This window comes from Caballeronia sp. (genome assembly GCF_049581465.1).
GTDB lineage: Bacteria > Pseudomonadota > Gammaproteobacteria > Burkholderiales > Burkholderiaceae > Caballeronia.
The window spans coordinates 1-3,478 of sequence record NZ_JBAUSA010001239.1 but is presented as its reverse complement, the minus strand read 5'-3'; the positions used below and the strand labels follow the sequence as shown (position 1 = coordinate 3,478).

Here is a 3,478-nt window from a genome sequence, read left to right as displayed (position 1 = left end):
CGGATGCAGAAAATCGCGCTAGGTCCGATCGCGATCTTTGGCGCAAGCAATTTTCCGATTTCGTATTCGGTTGCGGGCGGGGACACCGCGTCGGCGCTGGCCGCCGGCTGCCCTGTCATTTTGAAAGCGCACAACGGGCATCCCGGCGCGTCAGAACTGATGGGGCGGGTGATCCAGCAAGCCGTGAAAGATTCGGGCCTGCATGAAGGCGTGTTTTCCCTGGTCCGTGGTGACGGCAATGAGATTGGTGAAGCGTTGGTCGATCATCCGCTCATCAAAGGCGTGACCTTCACGGGTTCGGAAGGTGGCGGAATGGCTTTGTTTCGACGCGCGCAGCAACGGGCCGATCCGATACCGGTCTTCACCGAAATGACGAGCGTCAATCCGACTTTCGTGCTGCCGGCTGCGCTCGCTGCACGGGGTGGCGCTATCGGCGACGGCTTTACCGAACGCATGCTGGTTACTGTCGGGCAGGCTTGCCTGAAACCCGCGATTCTGCTGGCCGTCGACGGGCCGGGCTACCTCGAAATGAAGAGCGCGATGATCCACCGCGTCGAAGCGATGCAAGCGCGCACGATGCTCACGCCCGGCATCAACGCCGCGTATCGCAAGAACCTGGAGCGTCAGGGCAACGCGGGCGCAGAGCAAATTGCAGCGGGCGGTGAACCGCAAGGTGCGTGGGACGGTCAATCGGTTCTCTTCGAGGCCGACGGCGCACGCATGCTCGAAAATCCGTCGTTGTCGGAAGAAGTTTTCGGCCCTGCTGCACTACTGGTGCGGGTGAAGGACGTGGAGCAACTGATTGCCATCGCGAGGCGGTTTCGCGGCCAACTCTCGGCAACCATGCAGATCGATCCGGCCGATCACGCGCTCGCTGCCCGCCTGCTGCCCATTCTCGAACGCCGAACGGGGCGCATCGTCATCAATGCGTTTGCGCATCCGCAAGAGGTGTCATACGCATCGATTCACGGCGGTCCGTTTCCCGCAACGTCGGATAGCCGTTTCACTTCGGTAGGCATGAGTGCGATTGAGCGCTTCCTGCGGCCTGTGTGCTATCAAGGCTTTCCGGACGAACTGCTGCCGGAAGCCTTACAGCATGAGAATCCTCGCGGCCTCTGGCGTCTCACCGACGGCGAGCTGTCCAAGACTTGATTCAAGCCGTCAATGATGCGAAAACGCCGGTGATCAGAATTTGGAATTATGAAATCCATCGGCTCAGTGCTTCGAACACGACACCATCGGTGTTCGATACCGTTGCTATAAACATACGGTTGGTGCGCCGTGCGCCCGTTGGACCGGTCGAATTTGCCTGAACTAGTAGCATTACGGATGTCACTATGACGCCGGTTGGCGCTTACTGGGTGGTACGAACTGCGATCGCTCGATATCGGGTCGAGGGATGCGCAGCCGCGAGCATGTCTTCGTCGAACAAGTCGTTGCTCGTACCGACAACTACCCAAGAGTGTGCAACATGAATTCGCTTAATCAGCTCAAGAACACCGTTTCGTCACTCGCAGCCAACCGCAGCAAGATAAATGCGGGGAGCAATGCTGCAACGAAGGACTCGTCATATGGCGCAATGCTTCGAATCCCAATGTCAGTGCTGGCATGCAATATTGCGGACCGGTCTGATGTGGAGACCGTCGCAATCCTCGGCTATAACTAGGACCAGCGTTTGGCTGGCGCTGGGCGCACGTGAAGCGCATGGCGCCATTCGAATTTCATCATGCGTGTGATCGCCAAAGGGCGGATGAAACACACTGGCAAAATCAAGCGATCTGCAGGCTCACAGTTCTTCTCGTTAGTTACCTAAGCTATCCTCATCATGTCGCCTCCGTAACACTCAATCCGCTCACGCGACGCAACCCGCAAAATTGAGACTTCAATGAGCCGCTCGATCGCCGAAAAACGCGCCATCTTCCGTACTCTTCATGAACAAGGTTGCTTTGTGATTCCCAATCCCTGGGATGTGGGCAGCGCCCGCTATCTGCAGGGATTGGGGTTCAAGGCCTTGGCCACGACCAGCTCCGGTTTTGCCTGGTCGCTGGCCCATGCTGACAACACCGTCTCGAGGGACATGATCCTGGCCCATCTTCGGGGGATCGTCGCGGCGACCGACGTGCCCATCAATGCCGATTTCGAAAGCGGCTACGCAACCGATGCAGAGGGCGTTGCGCAAAGCGTGCGACTGGCGGTCGAAACCGGCGTGGCGGGACTGTCCATTGAGGATTCCACCGGTGACGCCGGTAATCCCCTCTATAGCATCGACGTAGCGGTCGCCCGGCTTCAGGCGGCACGGCGCGCCATTGATTCGGCCGGCGGCGACACGCTGCTGGTCGCTCGCGCGGAAAATTTTTTCGTTGGACGACCTGATCTCGACGACACCATCGCCAGGCTCAAGGCCTATGCGCAAGCCGGTGCGGACTGCCTGTACGCCCCCGGCATCAGCACGCGCGCGCAGATCGCAGCGGTGGTCGCTGCCGTCGCGCCGAAGCCGGTGAACCTGTTGGTCGGATCCGCCAGTGAGCTCACCGTGCAGGAGATCGCTGAGCTCGGCGTGAGACGTATCAGCGTGGGAGGTGCACTTGCGCGCTCGGCGTGGGGTGGATTCATGCGTGCCGCCGAGTCGCTCGCTGAAGGTCGTTTCGATGGTTTCGCAACGGCCGCGTCGGGGCAGCAACTCAATGGGTTTTTCAGCGTCCCATCGTCGACGTGAGCCCCGGTCACCGAGAATCCTTAGGCCGCCGGCTCACGCATTTCCCGGTATTGCGATACGCTTGACGTTTCTCTTCCATTGACGGATTCGCGCCGTGCATTGCGTCGTCGCGCATCACGTCAGCACTGACCGGGGACCACCATGTCGATTGCCTCTTCCGCTTCTCCCGTCTGGTTCATTACCGGCTGCTCGACCGGATTCGGCCGCGAAATCGCACAGGCCGTGCTCGCGCGCGGCTGGCGCGCCGTCGTGACCGCCCGCGACCCGGACACCGTTGCTGATCTGGCGAGCACCTATCCCGATCGCGCGCTGCCGCTCAAACTCGATGTGACTTCTCCCGATGCGGTGGCCGCAGCGGTCGCACAAGTGAAGTCGGCGTTTGGCCGCATCGACGTGCTAGTCAACAATGCCGGGTACGGCTACCTGTCGGCCGTCGAAGAAGGCGAGGATAACGAAGTACGCGCCATGTTCGAAGTCAATTTCTTTGGCGCGGTCAGCGCGATCAAGGCCGTGTTGCCGGTGATGCGGGAGCAGGGCGCGGGCCATATCGTCAATATCACGTCGGTCGGCGGGCTGGTCGGCAATCCGGGCAGCGGCTATTACGCCGCCACCAAGTTCGCTCTGGAAGGTCTGGGTGAAGCGCTCGCACGTGAGACTGCCGAGTTGGGCATCAAGGTTACGACGGTGGAACCGGGACCCTTTCGAACGGACTGGGCGGGGCGGTCACTGAAACAGACCCGCCAGTCAATCGATGCATACGCG

At 60.4% G+C, this 3,478-nt stretch carries 3 protein-coding genes; all 3 read left to right on the top strand.

Annotated elements, in window-relative coordinates:
- The coding region (locus tag WCA53_RS30255) for an aldehyde dehydrogenase family protein (RefSeq protein ID WP_423920057.1) at positions 1 to 1,152 on the top strand (1,152 nt) is incomplete at its 5' end.
- 733 nt (positions 1,153 to 1,885) lie between these two features.
- Positions 1,886 to 2,716, top strand: coding sequence for an isocitrate lyase/PEP mutase family protein (locus tag WCA53_RS30250; protein WP_423920052.1), 831 nt, complete (start codon positions 1,886 to 1,888; stop codon positions 2,714 to 2,716).
- Positions 2,717 to 2,863: 147 nt separating this feature from the next.
- Positions 2,864 to 3,478 (top strand): oxidoreductase (locus tag WCA53_RS30245; protein ID WP_423920062.1); only part of this gene is annotated, 615 nt, incomplete at its 3' end.